This window comes from Empedobacter sp. UBA5924 (assembly GCF_002431085.1).
GTDB lineage: Bacteria > Bacteroidota > Bacteroidia > Flavobacteriales > Weeksellaceae > Empedobacter > Empedobacter falsenii_B.
The window spans coordinates 80088-97393 of the sequence record NZ_DJDM01000007.1 but is presented as its reverse complement, the minus strand read 5'-3'; the positions used below and the strand labels follow the sequence as shown (position 1 = coordinate 97393).

The 17306-nt window shown below is 34.6% G+C and carries 12 protein-coding genes; 4 read left to right on the top strand and 8 right to left on the bottom strand.

Annotated elements, in window-relative coordinates; translation table 11 throughout:
- Positions 1-44: 44 nt before the first annotated feature.
- From B3792_RS01800 to dapF, 3 genes are read right to left on the bottom strand one after another with little or no spacing between them, the layout of a single operon-like run.
- Complete coding sequence (locus B3792_RS01800) at positions 45-1445, bottom strand: FAD-binding oxidoreductase (RefSeq protein ID WP_291068687.1); 1401 nt, start codon at positions 1443-1445, stop codon at positions 45-47.
- Positions 1446-1474: 29 nt separating this feature from the next.
- Positions 1475-2497, bottom strand: coding sequence for an endolytic transglycosylase MltG (gene mltG / locus B3792_RS01795; RefSeq protein WP_125349426.1), 1023 nt, complete (start codon positions 2495-2497; stop codon positions 1475-1477).
- 9 nt (positions 2498-2506) lie between these two features.
- Positions 2507-3283, bottom strand: coding sequence for a diaminopimelate epimerase (dapF, locus tag B3792_RS01790; protein ID WP_125349427.1), 777 nt, complete (start codon positions 3281-3283; stop codon positions 2507-2509).
- A 163-nt stretch (positions 3284-3446) separates the two neighbouring features.
- Between dapF and B3792_RS01785 the strand changes: the two genes are divergently transcribed.
- The 3 genes from B3792_RS01785 (at position 3447) to B3792_RS01775 (ending at position 6074) form a co-directional block, all read left to right on the top strand.
- A complete protein-coding gene (locus tag B3792_RS01785) occupies positions 3447-4961 on the top strand; it encodes a Do family serine endopeptidase (RefSeq protein WP_291068685.1) in 1515 nt (504 codons plus the stop codon).
- A gap of 263 nt (positions 4962-5224) precedes the next feature.
- Positions 5225-5524 (top strand): hypothetical protein, encoded by a 300-nt coding sequence (locus B3792_RS01780; protein ID WP_286495066.1) that lies wholly within the window; start codon positions 5225-5227, stop codon positions 5522-5524.
- A gap of 67 nt (positions 5525-5591) precedes the next feature.
- Positions 5592-6074, top strand: coding sequence for a hypothetical protein (locus B3792_RS01775; protein WP_286495068.1), 483 nt, complete (start codon positions 5592-5594; stop codon positions 6072-6074).
- Here the strand turns inward: B3792_RS01775 and B3792_RS01770 are convergent.
- A complete protein-coding gene (locus tag B3792_RS01770) occupies positions 6046-6561 on the bottom strand; it encodes a hypothetical protein (protein WP_291047749.1) in 516 nt (171 codons plus the stop codon). The genes B3792_RS01775 and B3792_RS01770 overlap by 29 nt on opposite strands.
- A 99-nt stretch (positions 6562-6660) precedes the next feature.
- Here B3792_RS01770 and B3792_RS01765 point away from each other — a divergent pair, with 99 nt between their 5' ends.
- The gene (locus tag B3792_RS01765; RefSeq protein WP_291047747.1) at positions 6661-7236 is read left to right on the top strand and encodes a DUF3575 domain-containing protein; all 576 of its coding nucleotides are present in this window, start codon (positions 6661-6663) and stop codon (positions 7234-7236) included.
- Positions 7237-7274: 38 nt separating this feature from the next.
- Here B3792_RS01765 and B3792_RS01760 read toward each other — a convergent pair whose 3' ends face one another.
- From B3792_RS01760 to rpoB, 4 genes are all read right to left on the bottom strand, one after another.
- Entirely contained in the window at positions 7275-8594 is a 1320-nt protein-coding gene (locus tag B3792_RS01760; protein ID WP_291047745.1) for a dihydrolipoamide acetyltransferase family protein, read from the bottom strand.
- 235 nt (positions 8595-8829) lie between these two features.
- Positions 8830-9123 (bottom strand): DUF3467 domain-containing protein, encoded by a 294-nt coding sequence (locus B3792_RS01755; RefSeq protein WP_038331074.1) that lies wholly within the window; start codon positions 9121-9123, stop codon positions 8830-8832.
- Positions 9123-13400 carry a DNA-directed RNA polymerase subunit beta' gene (gene rpoC, locus B3792_RS01750; protein WP_291047741.1) on the bottom strand — a complete coding sequence of 1426 codons (4278 nt, stop codon included), beginning with the start codon at positions 13398-13400 and terminating at the stop codon, positions 9123-9125. Before rpoC ends, B3792_RS01755 begins: the two co-directional genes overlap by 1 nt.
- 62 nt (positions 13401-13462) lie before the next feature.
- Entirely contained in the window at positions 13463-17305 is a 3843-nt protein-coding gene (rpoB, locus tag B3792_RS01745; protein WP_125349434.1) for a DNA-directed RNA polymerase subunit beta, read from the bottom strand.
- Position 17306 lies beyond the last annotated feature (1 nt).

Genomic DNA, 17306 nt, shown 5'->3' with positions numbered 1-17306 from the left:
TAAATGAATTAAATAGTAAAAGCCCTTCTATAGAAGGGCTTTTACTATTTAATCACTTGTGGATAATCAAACAAATTATTTGGATCATATTTCTTTTTTAATTGCTGCAATCGAGCCAAATTATTTCCGAAATAAGCATTATTTGCATCAGGAAAATTAATATCCGGGTAATTTCGGTATTGTTTTATATTCCCAATATTTCTTAATAATTGTTGTATTTCTTCAAATGATTTTGTCAACTTTTCTTCTTGCGAAGGCAAATCCCAATACGCTTGTAACTCGCTCAAATAATTAATATCGCGATGTGGATAAGCAGAATCTGAAGCTTTGACTTCATTGATTTTTCCACCCAAAGTATTTATCTGATAAATCATTCCTTTAGAAGCGACAACTTTTGCAAAAATATCTTCCAAACCTTTCTCAATATCTTCAATTCCTGTGTACAAACCAGCAGAAGAATTTTTGAAATAAATCGGCTCTGTTACGCCATAATAATTTTTGAGCGCAGCAGCCAGATTTCTATTTTTCATCGGTTTATAATCATTCGATAATGGAATTAAACTCGAAAATATTTTCTCAAAATCTGTTTGATTTACTGCAAAATTGGTAAATAAAATGGTCAAAAACTTTCCATTCAACACAAAAGCAGAAAAAGCTTCTTTAGGTAATTTTTCCGTTGCTTGGAACCAAAGTCGAATTAATTTGACAAATTTATCTGATGTTAGATTTGTAAACTTCATACGATATCCGCTGAAAGATTGTGGGACTGGATAAGTTTTGAAATGTAATTCCGTTACAACGCCAAAATTTCCATTTCCGCCGCCTTTACACGCCCAAAGTAAATCGGGATCTTTATCAGAGTCGATTGTATTTCCTTTGTAATCGATCATTTTTACACGAAGCAGATTATCACAGGTCAACCCATATTTTCGGCTAAAAAAACCATAGCCACCGCCCAAAGTCAAACCACCAATAGCCACAGTTCCACATGATCCAGCTGGAATAATTCTTTTCTTAGGTAAAAAATTAGCATAAATTTCCTGCAATAAACAAGCTGGTTGTAATTTCACTTTATTCTCTTGCAACCACGTAATTTTGTTCATCAGTCCAAGATGAATCAACAATCCGTTATCAACATTCGAAAAACCTTCAAAACTATGCCCTCCACTTCGAATTGCAATTTTTAGTTTCTTTTCGTTTGCTAATGCAATTGCTTTTTTTATTCCAGTTTCTGATTTACAAACTGCTATAATCTTAGGAAATTTCTCAATTCTTTTATTGAATGATTTTCGGTATTGATTATACTTTTCATCATCTTTTGTCAAGATTATTAAATCATCATCCAAAAAATCATCAAACGAATAAAAAGACATAAAAAAAATCCCTAAACTACCTGTACCAAGTAGTTTTAGGAATTCTCTTTTTGTATAATTTGGTTGTTTCATCGCTAAAATTGGTTTAGCTAAAGATACAACTATTTAATATTATTCTCTTTTAACCAATTTCTATAATTCTCAGCATTTTTCAAATGTTCCTGATAATCGTTGGTATAAATGTGATAACCTGGTTTTTTAGGATCTGCAACAAAGAAAATAAAATCGTGATTTGCTGGTGATAAAACCGCATCAATTGCTCCTAAATTTGGTAAACAAATTGGTGCTGGTGGCAAACCTTTGTTACGATAAGTGTTGTACGCATTCGACGACCACGTCCATTTTTTGTACACACGTTGCACTTTTTGATCCCAACCATTTTCCATTTTATATGCATAAATAGAAGTTGGATCGGCTTCTAAACGCATATCTTTTGCCAAACGATTCATATATGCTCGTGCAACCTTTTGTTGTTCATCCATATTATCAGACGATTCTAATTGAACAATAGATGCTAATGTTGTAACTTGTAAAGGTGTCATGTTAAGCGCTTTTGCTTTTGCTAAACGTTCTGCATTCCATACTTTGTCGTGTTGCGCTACCATTTTATCAACAAATTTTTCTGGTGTTAATCCCCAATACACGAAATACGTTTCTGGAATGAAATATTGCTTTACCGTTTCGTCGTTTAACGTTGTATCGTTTTTTTCTTTCACAAAATCACGAATAGCTGTCAAAACTTCGATAGAATCCATATCAATTTGTTTGGAAACTGATCCCGCCAAATGGTAAATTGTTGGTTCATTTTTGATACGAAGTTTCACTTCTTCTTGCTCTCCTCCTTGCAAACGATCAATAATATCGCGGTTAGAATCTGAGCTTGAGATTTTATATTTTCCAGATTTTATCGTTGCTGGATAATCTGCATCTTCTGCATATTGTTTGAACAATTTTTCATCCTTCAAAAATGGTTTTAAAGAATCTAAAACTTGCTCAAATTTAGCTCCACGAGAGATATAGATATAACCATCTTTGGTTGCATTTCCTTTGAAACCGTCTATAAATGTACATCCTACAAATGCGAATGAACAGATTAATATTAATACTAAATTTAATTTTTTCATTGGATTGAATTAAATTTCAATTTCACCTTCAAAAACTTTTACTGCTGGTCCATTTAACCAAACATTGACAAAGTTATGATTATTTTCTTCAAAATTTACAGATAAATCTCCTCCCATTGCTTTTACTTTGATATCTTTTTTGTCTACCAAATTTTTAACATAAGCAGAAATCGCAGCAGCTGTAATTCCTGTTCCGCAAGCCAAGGTTTCGTCCTCAACTCCACGTTCATATGTACGTATCGTAAGACTTTTATCTGGCATTACTTCAACAAAATTTACATTAGAACCTTTCTCAAAATAGGGCGCTCCATTGCGAATCGCTTTTCCTTTTTTATAAACATTAACATCTTTTACATTTTCCACAAATTCTACGTGATGCGGCGAACCTGTGTTCATAAATAAATATTTGTCGTGATCTTCTACTTCATTTACATCAATCATCTGTAAACGAATAACTTCTTGATCTACGATACCATGATGCAAACCATCAATCGCATTAAATGTCATTTTGTCATTAGCCACATCCAAATCATTTGCAAATCGAATAATACAACGTCCTCCGTTTCCGCACATTGTACTTTCGTTTCCATCCGAATTGAAATACACCATTCTGAAGTCTGAATTTTCATCATTTTGTAACAAAATCAAACCATCAGCTCCTATCCCAAAATTACGATCACATAGCCTATTAATCAATTCTGTAGAGATTGGAAACGTTTTTTCTCGATCATCAATCATGACAAAATCATTCCCAGCTCCTTGGTATTTATAAAATTTTAATTTCAACTTCTTAAATTTTAAACAAAGTAAAGACATTTTTGTCACTCTTAACTAATGTTATAAAAGATTTATAATATAGTGTTAACATGCGTTAAACGGTTTGAAATGTTAAAATTTTGGTCTTAAATTTGATTTAATCTAAAAACATTAAAAACTTATATAATTAAAGATGAAAAAATATACAGGATACTTATTAGTTGGATTAGTGAGCTCTATGACAACTATGGGAGGTTTTTATTTGATGAACGAAAATGGAAGTAATCCATTTATTACAAATGCAAGTAATCAGAAAAATGGAGACTTTGAATTTGTAGATTATAAAGGAAATTACAATTACGATGCGCCAAACTTTGTGCAAGCATCTAATAAAGCTGTACATACAGTTGTGAGTATCAAAAATTATTCGAATCAAAGACAGCAACAACAACAGCAATTCTTTGATCCTTTTGATTTCTTTTTCGGGCAACCAGAACAACAACAAAGAGGAAGACAACAGCAACCAGATCAAGATCAACCATCTGGAATGGGTTCTGGTGTAATTATTTCACAAGATGGTTACATTGTTACAAATAATCACGTGATACAAGGTGCTTCTAAAATTGAAGTGACTTTGAATAATCAAAAAAGTTATATTGCCGAATTAGTTGGTACTGATCCAAGTACAGATATTGCCTTATTGAAAATTAGCGAAAAAGGTTTACCATTCACAAAATTTGTCGATTCTGATGCGATTAATGTTGGAGATTGGGTGTTAGCAGTTGGTAATCCATTTGGATTGACATCTACTGTTACAGCAGGTATTGTTTCGGCAAAAGGTCGTAGCATTAATATTTTAGGTAAAAATTCTGAATCACCAATCGAGTCGTTTATTCAAACCGATGCAGCGATTAATCCAGGAAACTCTGGTGGTGCTTTGGTAAATGCAAACGGAGATTTAATTGGTATTAATACAGCTATTTCTTCACCAACAGGAGCTTATTCTGGTTACGGATTTGCTGTCCCTGCAAACTTGGTGAAAAAAGTTGTGGAGGATATCAAATCGTACGGAATTGTACAACGTGGATATTTAGGTATCAAAGGTTTTGATTTATCGAATGAAGATGCTGTAAAACAATACAACAAGCAATTCAAGAAAAATATTAAAACCGATAATGGAGTAATGGTAACTGAATTGGTTGCTAAAGGATCTGCAATTGATTCTGGAATCGAAGAAGGAGACATCATTACAGCTGTAGATGGAAAACCAATTACATCTTTCTCTTCGTTATCGTTCATCGTAGGTAGCAAACGTCCTGGTGACAATGTTGCACTTACTGTAAGACGTGGAAACTCTGAGAAAACATACAACATTACATTGAAAGATGCTAAAGGAAGCACTAAAGTGAGAAGCAAATCTGACTTAACGCCAACTGAAGTTCTTGGAGCAGAATTTGAGCCATTAACAGAACGTCAAAAAGATAGTTTCGGAATTAATTATGGTGTGATGGTAAAACATCTTGATAATTCAGGAAAATTAGCTGCAGCAGGTGTTCAAGAAGAATTTATTATCTTATCGATCAATGATAAAAATGTAAGTTCACAAGACGATATCGAAAAAATATTAAAAAATTATAAAGGTCGCGTATCAATTAAATTTGCAGATTATTACGGACGAATCTATACAAAAGGATTCACGATGGATTAAAATTTTGAGTCGATTTTAAATTTTAATAAATCATTATAAATAGCTACAACAAGATAAGTTGTAGCTATTTATATTTACATTATATTTGTTTAACGAAAAACTATCCCATATTTATTAAAAAAATTATTCTTTCACTCTTTCTTTTGTTTAGTTCTTTTTCTTATTAACAAGAAGTTCTATGGGGACCAACCTTAAGCTACTCTAATCAATCTGGAAACTTTGGTAAAGCAGGTTTATTTTTTCTTTTCGGCTTAGGTGATAATATGGTTGATTTTAAATTAGACTCAAATGCTAATATGGGATATATGCGAGATAATTTTCACGTAATTCCTGAAGTTGGCATTACAGGATATGTTGCCGCGAGCCAGTTGATGTATATTTTTCCATTTGTAGAAAGTGAATTTACACCTTATACAATTACTCCAAAAGCTGGTATTTCATTAGCTTCTTTTGTAGATTTTGGTTTTGGATATGGTTTTAAGATTAATAAAAAAGATAGTTTTAAACCTATCAAAGGTTTTCAATTTTCAATTGGAGTAAATATACCTCTCAATTTGAAATAAAAAATCATTAATGATGATGAAAATTTATTTTTTGGGAGAAAGCTAAATAATTCATTAATTTTATCACATGAAAAAGTTCATCGCAATCTTTGTTTTTATCATTAGTTTTCAAGCGAAAGCACAACAAAATTTATCCGATTATTTTACAATTAATCTTGGTTATGAATATTGGAACGGAAATTACGGAAAAGTTGGAACAGATTTGTTCTTAGTACAAGATAATAACAATATTTTGACGTTTAGCGCCAATGCTAATTTGGGTTATATGAAAGACAAATTTCGTGTAATTCCAGAAGTTGGAGCTGGATATATGTTCAATTTTCGCAACAATACTGGTGATCCATATAGCTCTAACTTTAACTCTGCTTTTTATGTTATCCGTACTGAAGTTTCTCCGTGGACAATTACTCCAAAAGCTGGTATCGCAGTTTTGAGCATTGTAGAGTTAAATGCTGGCTATTCTTTCGAGTTTAGAGAAAATAAGGATTTTAAAGATATGAGCGGTTTCCGAGCTGGATTAACTATTCACTTGCCGACTCAGCTTTTTTAGCATTTCTAATACTTTTACGCAATTCTTTCAAACGAATATATAAATCTGAAGTCGACGCATTTTCTTCAATTGCATTAAAAATAAAGACACCTTTATCAATATAAAAGAAGATGATAGCTTCGTGATCTGCTACTTTAAAAGCATTTGTAATCCCATTTATTTTGTTCTCAACCCAAGATAATTTGCATGTTTTCAAATCAAAAATATGATCTTCATTACCCAAAATATCTTTGAAGATTAATTGTTCTCCTTGCGCATACAACACACCACTTCCTTGAAAAGATTTCATTTTAAGAAATCTACCTTGCGGACGCCCAATATTATAACGTACAACAGCCTTTAGATCTACCTGATCTGGTAAACTTTTCAGCGTATGTTGTTCATTTTTCTCTCTGACTTTCGCATCAGATACGGCAATAACAAAGAATATCGAAACAAAAATTCCGAAAATCAAAAATATTATTAGGATTGATATGATTGGTGCCATAATATATTAAATGTTAAGTAAAGTTATAAAAAAGCTTGAATTAATATCTAAATAAACCTTTTTTTTTACCTTAGCTTCGCAAACTGATAAAAATTACGAATGAATAAATTAATTTGGTTGTTATTTCCCGCCACAATCTTTGCTCAAAAAGGAGAAACACAAATAAAAGTTAATGCGTTAACAATGCCACTTGCAATGGTAAATCTTGGTGTTGAACATGCAATCACAGATAGAATAACTTTACAAGCTGACGGTTTTATCTCTCCTTGGAAATCATTTGCAGGTAATCATTTACAAATGTATATGGCTTTTGGTGAAGGTAGATATTACTTTGATAAATCTTTTAGTAAATTTTATATAGGTCCAAACATTGGAGTTGGTTTCTTTGATATTCAAAAATGGAATTATTGGAACACTGATAAATATCAACGTGGAGTAGCAATCTTAACAGGAGCTACAATAGGTTATCAAGTAAAAATTAACGAACATTGGGGATTAGATGTTTTTGTTGGTGGAGGACACTCTCAAGGAAATTACAAAGGATATTATAAAGAAGATTCTCCTAATTTGGGACGATATGATTCTGCGCAATCATTTAATAAAAGTGGGGAGTGGCTGCTTTACAAAGGCGGTGTAATGCTTACTTATAAATTTAAACGAAAAAAATCCAACTAAAATTAGTTGGATTTTTTATATCTAGTATTATTTTACTCTTACACAGGCGTATTCATATCGAAAGCCTCTAGATATTCGGCAACACGTTTTACAAACATACCTCCTAAAGCTCCATCCACAACACGGTGATCGTAAGCATGAGATAAGTACATTTTATGACGAATTGCAATCATATCTCCTTGCGGAGTTTCGATAACAGCAGGTTTTTTCACAATTGCACCAACAGCCAAAATAGCTACTTGAGGTTGAGGAATAATTGGCGTTCCTAATGTATTTCCGAAAGAACCAATATTTGTAATTGTATACGTTCCTCCCTGTATTTCTGCTGGTTTCAATTTATTATTACGCGCACGATTTGCTAAATCATTAACCTGAGAAGCTAACCCCGCTAAATTAAATTGATCTGCATTTTTGATAACAGGAACAATTAAATTTCCACTTGGTAAAGCAGCCGCCATTCCAATATTGATATTTTTCTTCTTAATAATTTTATCTCCAACAACCGAAGCATTAATCATTGGGAAATCTTGAATTGCTTTTGCTACAGCTTCGATAAAAATTGGCATGAAGGTAATTTTCTCACCATGTTTTTTCTGAAATTCATTTTTATTTTTATCTCTCCACAACACAATATTCGTCATATCAACTTCTACGAAAGACGTTACGTGAGGAGCAATTTGTTTTGCTTGTAGCATATTTTGCGCAATAATTTTACGCATTCTATCCATTTCGATAATTTCGTCTCCTTCACCAACAGAAATTGGCGCAGATTGCACTTGCGGTGCTTGAGGTTGAGCAACTGGTGCAGCAACAGAAGTCGTAACAACTGTTTTCGCTGGTTGATTTCCTCTATTTTTAACGAAATCCAAAATATCATCTTTCGTTACACGTCCGTCTTTTCCTGAACCTAAAATTTGATCTAACTCAGCCTGAGAAACACCTTCTTCTTTCGCAATAGATTTTACTAAAGGAGAATAAAATTTATCATCTGACGAAGTAATAAGCGTTTCAGTTTTGATTGTTGCAACTTCAGCTTCGATAGATTTTGCTGCATCAGCAATTTCCTGATCGCTATTTGTATCTACTTCTTCTACCGAATCAGCTTGTTCTACAACTCTATCAACAGACAAAATTGCGATAGGCTCACCTACTTTTGCAATTTTGTCTACTGGAACTAAGATTTCTTTTAAAACTCCTGCAACTGGCGAAGGAACATCAGAATCTACTTTATCTGTTGCGATTTCTACAACCGATTCATCTTCACTAATCGAATCGCCAATATTTTTGATCCAATTTGTTACAGTAGCTTCCATTACACCTTCTCCCATAGAAGGTAGAATTAATTTATAGTCAGACATTCTTGTGTTATTTGCTAAATACAAATCTAAACATTTTTTCGATTCAAAAAAATACTGTTAAAAAGATTAATGTATTTTATTTTTAAATTATTCGCATTAATATCATAAATAATTATCAATTTAATAATTGATCTAACATTTATAAGATTATTTTTAATGATTTGATAGTTTTGATTGCATAAAAAAATCCCCCAATCTAAGATTGAGGGACTTTTTGAAATATTAAGAATGATTCTTAAGCTTCGTAAGTTGCAGTACCGTTGTTTACTTGAGGTTCTTTGATTTCACCAAAGCTTTTCTCAAAGTTAGTTACGTTTTCTGCTAACGATTGAGATAATTGTTTTGCTTGTAATGGAGACAAAATAATTCTTGATTTTACTGATGGTCTAGCACCTGGTAAAAATTGAACGAAATCTACAACGAACTCAGATGGTGAGTGGTTGATGATTGCTCCTGTAGCATAAACACCTTGAGCTACTAATTCGTTTAACTCAATGTTTAATCCTTCGTTTTGTTGATTTTCTGACATTATAATTCTTGTTTTGCGTTTATTAATTCCTCGTATTCACGGTTAGATCCTACGATGATGTTTTGATACTCTTTTAATCCAGTTCCGGCAGGAATTAAGTGTCCAACAATAACGTTTTCTTTTAATCCTACTAAACCGTCTACTTTACCAGCTACAGCTGCTTCGTTAAGAACTTTTGTAGTTTCCTGGAACGATGCCGCAGACATGAAAGATTTAGTTTGTAAAGATGCTCTTGTAATACCTTGTAAAACGGCTTCTGCTGTTGCAGGTAAAGCCTCACGAGCTGTCACTAAGTTTTTGTCTTCACGTTTTAATTTAGAGTTTTCGTCACGTAATTCGCGAACTGTGATGATTTGTCCTGGACTTAATGTGTCAGAATCACCAGCATCTTCTACGACTTTCATTCCAAATAAACGATCGTTTTCTTGCATGAAATCGTCTTTGTGCTCTAAACTATCTTCTAAGAATCTTGAATCTCCTGAGTCTACAATACGAACTTTACGTAACATTTGACGTACGATAATTTCGAAGTGTTTGTCATCAATTTTTACCCCTTGTAAACGGTATACATCTTGAATCTCGTTTACTAAGTATTCTTGAACCGCTGTTGGCCCTAAGATTCTTAAAATATCTTCTGGTGTAATTGCTCCATCTGATAAAGGCTCACCTGCACGTACGAAGTCATTTTCTTGAACTAAGATCTGTGCTGATAATTTAACTAAGTAACGACGGATTTCACCATTTTTAGATTCAACGATGATTTCACGGTTACCACGTTTTATTTTACCAAAAGAAACAACTCCATCCATTTCACAAACAACTGCTGGATTAGATGGATTACGAGCCTCTAACAACTCTGTAATACGAGGTAAACCTCCTGTAATATCGCCAGATTTAGCTGACTTACGAGGAATCTTAACTAAGATTTTACCTGCATTAATTTTTTCACCATCATTTACCATTAAGTGTGCACCTACTGGTAAGTTATATGTTTTTTCTTCACCATCAATCGTGATAACTCTTAACGCTGGAACTAATTTTTTATTACGTGATTCAGAAATAACTTTTTCTTGGAATCCTGTTTGCTCATCGATTTCAATTTGGAAAGTTACCCCTTGCTCTAATTGTTCGTATTCGATTTTACCAGTAGATTCTGCGATGATTACCCCGTTATAAGGGTCCCAACTTGCAATCTCTTGACCTTTTTGAACTTTAGCTCCGTTTTTAACAGATAAGATAGTACCATAAGCGATGTTAGTTTGTTGACGAACGTTTCCTAAATCGTCAATTACTTTCATCTCTGTAGAACGAGAAACAACTGTATCTACTTTGTTACCTGCATCATCTGTCGATTCAACAGTACGTAAGTCATCAAACTCAATTGTACCATCAACTTTAGCATTAATTGTATTTTGCTCAGAAACGTTACCCGCAGTACCCCCAACGTGGAAAGTACGTAATGTTAACTGTGTACCAGGCTCACCAATAGATTGCGCAGCAACTACACCAACTGATTCACCTTTCTGAACACCTTTACCTGTAGCTAAGTTGCGTCCGTAACATTTAGCACAAATTCCAGTTTTTGCTTCACATGTTAATGGAGAACGAACTTCTACATTTTCAATACCAGCTGCTTCTAAGGCATCACCAATATCTTCTGTAATAATGTTACCAGCAGAAATGATTAATTCACCATTATCTGGGTTGTAAATATCATTTAATGAAGTACGACCTAATACACGAGAAGATAAACTTTCGATGATTTCTTCTTTTTTCTTAAGTGCAGATACTTCTAAACCTCTTAATGTACCACAATCTTCGTGCATTACGATAACGTCTTGCGCAACGTCAACTAAACGACGAGTCAAGTATCCAGCATCGGCAGTTTTTAAGGCAGTATCGGCAAGACCTTTACGCGCACCGTGCGAAGAAATAAAGTACTCTAAGATAGACAGACCTTCACGGAAGTTAGAGATAATTGGGTTTTCGATGATATCCCCACCAGTAGAACCAGCTTTTTGAGGTTTAGCCATCAATCCACGCATACCTGATAACTGACGAATTTGCTCTTTAGATCCACGTGCTCCAGAATCAAGCATCATGAATACAGAGTTAAATCCTTGTTGATCTTCTGTCATACGTTTCATTACAATTTCTGTTAATGTCGCGTTTGTTGTTGTCCAAACATCAATAACTTGGTTGTAACGTTCGTTATTTGTAATAAGACCCATGTTATAGTTCATCTTAATGTTCTCAACTTGGTTGATCGCACCTGAGATAAGGTCTTTCTTTTGTTCTGGGATTAAGATATCTCCTAATGAGAATGATAAACCACCCTCGAAGGCATTACGGTATCCTAATTGTTTCATATCATCTAAGAAAGCAGCCGTTGTAGGGAAATCTGTAATCTTGATAATTTTATTAATAATTGTACGTAACGATTTTTTCGTTAATACTTCATTAATATAACCTACTTGTTTCGGAACGATTTGGTTGAATAACACACGTCCTACAGAAGTTTCGATTAATTGATTTTCTATCAACTCCTCTCCTACACGAATTGTTCCTTTTACACGAATTGGCGCGTTTAAGTCAACAGCTCCTTCGTTGTATGCAATTTGAACTTCTTCATCTGAATAGAAAGTTAATCCTTCTCCTTTTACTGTAAATTGGTGGTCTGTACGACGAATTTTCGTCATGTAGTAAAGACCTAAAACCATATCCTGAGAAGGTACAGTAATTGGAGAACCATTTGCAGGATTCAAAATATTTTGAGAAGCCAACATTAATAATTGTGCTTCTAAAACAGCTTCTGGTCCTAATGGTAAGTGAACAGCCATCTGGTCACCATCGAAATCGGCATTGAAGGCAGTACACACTAATGGGTGTAAACGAATTGCTTTACCTTCGATTAATTTCGGTTGGAATGCTTGGATACCTAAACGGTGTAACGTAGGGGCACGGTTTAATAAAACTGGATGACCTTTGATTACATTTTCTAAAATATCCCAAACAACTGGCTCTTTTCTATCGATAATTTTCTTAGCCGATTTAACTGTTTTTACAATTCCACGCTCGATTAATTTACGAACTACGAATGGTTTGTATAATTCAGCTGCCATATCTTTTGGTAAACCACATTCGTGTAATTTAAGTGTTGGTCCAACAACAATTACAGAACGAGCAGAATAATCTACACGTTTACCTAATAAGTTTTGACGGAAACGACCTTGTTTACCTTTTAATGAATCAGATAATGATTTTAACGGACGGTTACCATCAGCTTTTACAGCAGATGCTTTACGCGTGTTATCAAATAATGAATCAACCGCTTCTTGTAACATACGTTTTTCATTACGTAAGATTACTTCTGGCGCTTTGATTTCCATTAATCGTTTCAAACGATTGTTACGGATAATTACACGACGATATAAATCATTTAAATCTGATGTTGCAAAACGACCACCATCTAATGGAACTAACGGACGTAATTCTGGTGGAATAACCGGAATAACGCGCATTACCATCCATTCTGGACGGTTTACGTGGTGCATATTTGACTCACGTAACGACTCAACAACTTGTAAACGTTTTAACGCTTCTGTACGACGTTGTTTAGAAGTTTCGTTGTGTGCTTTGTGTCTTAATTCGTAAGATAACTCATCTAAATTGATACGAGATAATAGGTCTTCTAATGCTTCAGCACCCATTTTCGCAACGAATTTATTAGGATCTGTATCTTCTAGATATTGATTCTCGATTGGAAGAGTTTCTAAGATATCTAAATACTCTTCTTCTGATAAGAAATCTAATCTATTTAATTCTTCACCTTCTGGTCCTTTTGCGATACCTGGTTGAATCACTACATATCTTTCATAGTAAATTACCATGTCTAATTTCTTAGATGGTAATCCTAAGATGTAACCAATTTTGTTTGGTAATGAACGGAAATACCAAATATGTGCAATTGGCACAACAAGATTGATGTGTCCAATACGCTCACGACGAACTTTCTTTTCAGTAACTTCAACCCCACAGCGGTCACAAACGATACCTTTATAACGGATTCTTTTATATTTTCCGCAGGCACATTCGTAATCTTTTACAGGTCCAAAGATACGCTCACAGAATAACCCGTCACGCTCTGGTTTGTGCGTTCTATAGTTAATCGTTTCAGGTTTTAAAACTTCACCTTTAGATTCTTGAAGAATCGATTCTGGAGAAGCTAACCCGATACGGATTTTTGAGAATTGACTTGTTTTATTTTTTGTTGACATATAGAAATGTATCTAACAATTATATTATTATAACGAAAAAGGTAGAATAATAGGTTGCCCTATTATTCTTCCAAGTTTATGTCTAATCCAAGACCTTGTAATTCATGTAACAATACGTTAAATGATTCTGGAATACCAGGTTCTGGCATTGGCTCTCCTTTTACGATTGCTTCGTAAGTTTTCGCACGTCCAATTACGTCATCCGACTTAACTGTTAAGATTTCGCGTAAGATATTAGATGCACCGAATGCTTCTAATGCCCAAACCTCCATCTCTCCGAAACGTTGTCCACCGAATTGTGCTTTACCTCCTAATGGTTGTTGAGTAATTAATGAGTATGGTCCGATAGAACGCGCGTGCATTTTGTCGTCAACCATGTGTCCTAATTTCAACATGTAAATCACCCCTACAGTAGCTTTTTGATCAAAACGTTCTCCAGTATTACCGTCATATAAATATGTTGTACCGTGTTTTGGAATACCTGCTTCTTCTGTGATGCGATCGATATCAGCGATTTCAGCACCATCGAAGATAGGTGTAGCAAATTTTTGACCCATTTTAAGTCCAGCCCATCCTAATACCGTTTCATAAATCTGACCGATATTCATACGAGATGGTACCCCAAGTGGATTAAGTACGATATTTACTGGCGTTCCGTCTTCTAAGAAAGGCATATCTTCGTCGCGAACGATACGTGCAACAATACCTTTGTTACCGTGACGTCCTGCCATTTTATCCCCTACTCTTAGTTTACGTTTTTTCGCAATGTAGATTTTTGCTAATTTAACGATACCTGCAGGTAACTCGTCTCCAACAGAGATTGTAAATCTTTCGCGGTTAAGTGCTCCTTGTAAATCATTGTACTTAATTTTGTAATTATGTAACAATTCTTTTACTAATTCGTTCTTATCCTCGTCTGTTGTCCAAAGAGACTCTGCTCCAGTTAAATTTAAGAAATCTTCAACATTAGATAAGATTTTTTGTGTGTATTTTACACCTTTCTTGATTACTTCTTCGTTCAAGTCGTTGTAAATACCTTGAGAAGTTTTTCCGTTTAATAAAACGTATAATTTCTCTAATAAAATCTCTCTTAATTCGTTGAATTTAACGTCGTACTCAGCTTCTACACTATCAATAATAGCTTTGTCTTGAGAACGTTTACGTTTATCCTTAATACTACGTGAGAATAATTTTTTGTCGATAACAACACCACGTAATGATGGAGAGGCTTTAAGAGAAGCATCTTTTACATCACCTGCTTTGTCACCAAAGATCGCACGTAATAATTTTTCTTCTGGAGTTGGATCAGATTCTCCTTTTGGAGTAATCTTACCAATCAAGATATCACCAGGTTTTACTTCTGCTCCAATACGGATCATACCGTTTTCGTCTAAGTCTTTTGTAGCCTCTTCCGAAACGTTAGGAATGTCTGAAGTTAATTCTTCCATACCTAATTTTGTATCACGTACATCTAATGAATACTCATCGATGTGGATAGATGTAAACCAGTCTTCGCGAACAGCTTTCTCAGAGATTACAATGGCATCCTCGAAGTTGTATCCTTGCCAAGGCATAAAGGCAACAACCATGTTACGACCAATTGCTAATTCTCCTCCTTCTGTTGCATAACCTTCAGATAAAACTTGTCCTTTCTCTACACGATCACCAACTTTTACAATTGGTTTCAACGTAATTGTAGTTCCTTGATTCGTTTTTCTGAATTTTGTTAAATTATATGTTTTCTCAGCAGTATCGAAGCTTACTAATTCTTCGTCTTCTGAGCGATCATATTTAATTGTTATAATGTCAGCATCAACATAAGTTACTGTACCTTCACGTTCTGCATTTACTAAGATTCTTGAATCTTTTGCAACTTGTTTTTCTAATCCAGTACCTACAATTGGTGCTTGAGGTTTTAATAATGGAACTGCCTGACGCATCATGTTCGATCCCATTAACGCACGGTTGGCGTCATCATGCTCCAAGAAAGGAATTAATGATGCTGAGATAGATGCAATCTGGTTAGGTGCAACGTCAATTAAATCAACTTCTGCTGGCGTTACAACAGGGAAATCCCCATCTTCACGAGCAGTTACACGTTCAGTAGCAATAGTACCATCGTCTGTCATGTCGATATTGGCTTGAGCAATTACTTTTGATTCCTCCTCTTCCGCAGTTAAATAGATTGGTGCTGATTCGACGTCCACTTTTCCATCTTCTACTTTTCTGTACGGTGTTTCGATGAACCCTAAGTTATTAACTTTAGCGAATACACATAATGACGAAATCAAACCAATGTTTGGTCCCTCAGGAGTTTCAATTGGACATAAACGTCCGTAATGAGTGTGGTGTACGTCACGTACCTCGAATCCCGCTCTTTCTCTTGATAAACCTCCAGGTCCTAATGCTGATAAACGACGTTTGTGTGTAATCTCTGATAATGGATTTGTTTGGTCCATGAACTGAGATAACTGGTTCGTTCCGAAGAATGAGTTGATAACAGATGATAATGTTTTAGCATTAATCAAATCGATTGGTGTAAACACCTCGTTGTCACGAACATTCATTCTTTCACGGATAGTTCTAGCCATACGAGCTAAACCTACTCCGAATTGGCTAGCCATTTGCTCACCTACCGTTCTTACACGACGGTTAGATAAGTGGTCGATATCATCCACCTCTGCTTTAGAGTTGATTAATTCGATTAAGTATTTAATAATCGAAATGATATCTTCACGAGTCAATACTTGTACGTCCTCGCTAATGCTTAAGCCTAATTTTTTATTTAATCTGTAACGACCTACTTCACCTAATGAATAACGTTGATCAGAGAAGAATAATTTGTCAATAATTCCTCTTGCTGTTTCCTCATCTGGTGGCTCAGCGTTACGTAATTGTCTATAGATATACTCTACTGCCTCTTTTTCAGTATTAGTAGGGTCTTTTTGTAAAGTATTATGGATAATTCCATAATCAGCAGAATTGATGTCTTCTTTGTGTAATAAAATCGTCTTAACACCAGAATCTACGATTTGATCGATGTGATCTTTCTCTAAGATTGTTTCACGGTCTAAGATAATTTCATTACGCTCGATAGATACAACTTCTCCTGTATCTTCATCTACGAAATCCTCGTGCCATGTATTTAATACACGTGCAGCAAGTTTACGACCTACAACTTTCTTTAAATTAGCTTTATTAACTTTTACTTCTTCTGCTAAGTCGAAAATTTCTAAGATATCTTTATCTCTTTCGTATCCGATAGCACGTAATAAGGTAGTTAATGGTAACTTTTTCTTACGATCGATGTAAGCGTACATTACGCTGTTGATGTCTGTTGCGAACTCAATCCAAGATCCTTTGAAAGGAATGATACGAGATGAGTACAATTTTGTACCATTCGCGTGGAAAGATTGTCCGAAGAATACCCCAGGAGAACGGTGTAATTGAGATACAATAACACGCTCTGCACCATTAATAATGAATGATCCTGAAGGAGACATATAAGGAATTGTTCCTAAGTATACGTCTTGCACTACAGTTTCGAAATCTTCGTGTTCTTCGTCCGTACAGTACAATTTAAGACGAGCTTTCAATGGTACGCTGTACGTTAATCCTCTTTCGATACACTCATCAATTGTGTAACGTGGTGGATCTACGAAATAATCTAAGAATTCTAAAACAAACTGATTGCGAGTATCCGTAATTGGAAAATTCTCAGCAAATGTTCGGTAAAGACCTTCATTTTTTCGTTGGTCAGGTCTTGTTTCCAACTGGAAAAAATCTTCAAACGATTTGATCTGAATGTCAAGGAAATCTGGGAACTGAGCGACTGCTTTTGCAGAAGAGAAGTTCAATCTTTCTTTTTTCTCAGTCGAGTTGCTTAATGTTGCTTTAGTGGCCAAT